Source organism: Bartonella pachyuromydis (assembly GCF_039543065.1).
Classification (GTDB): Bacteria; Pseudomonadota; Alphaproteobacteria; order Rhizobiales; family Rhizobiaceae; genus Bartonella; species Bartonella pachyuromydis.
Window position 1 is genome coordinate 1 of the sequence record NZ_BAABJA010000075.1, and the last position, 557, is coordinate 557.

At 39.9% G+C, this 557-nt stretch carries 1 protein-coding gene; it reads left to right on the forward strand.

The window, feature by feature from the left end; translation table 11 throughout:
* Positions 1-36 precede the first annotated feature (36 nt).
* A partial coding sequence (locus ABD917_RS08820) for a hypothetical protein (protein WP_345119682.1) occupies positions 37-557 on the forward strand: 521 nt, incomplete at its 3' end.

Genomic DNA, 557 nt, shown 5'->3' on the forward strand with positions numbered 1-557 from the left:
AAATGTTTAACACATTCAATTGTGTGGGGTCTTCTTATGTGCAAAAAATACGAATTAACGAGAGAAATCAAAAAAATCAAACATGCTTTAACTAGAGAAACTATCAATCTTTATCGCATTTGTGCTTTAAGAGATTTTGATGATGTCAAGGAAGGTGACCTTGGTGGTTTTATCGAAAAGGAAAGCAACCTCTCTCATGATGGCAATTGCTGGGTCTATGATAATGCTTGTGCCTATGGTTATGCACGCGTTTCTGACAATGCAAAAATACGTCATTATTCTCAAATCTGTGGTCAAGTGTATGGGAATTGTGAGGTCTATGGGAGGGCTTTTATCTCTCAATATGCAAATATCTATGACAATGCTTGTGTCTATGGAAATGCCCATGTTTATGGGAATGTGTATGGCAATGCCCATGTAAGTGGGGGCGCCCGCGTTCATGCTGATGCCCATATTTATGACTATGCCCATGTTTCTTATGATGCTGTGGTTTTTAGTTATGCAAGGATTTATGGGCGTGCCAAGGTTTCTGGCTTTGCTCGCATTCATAGCCATGC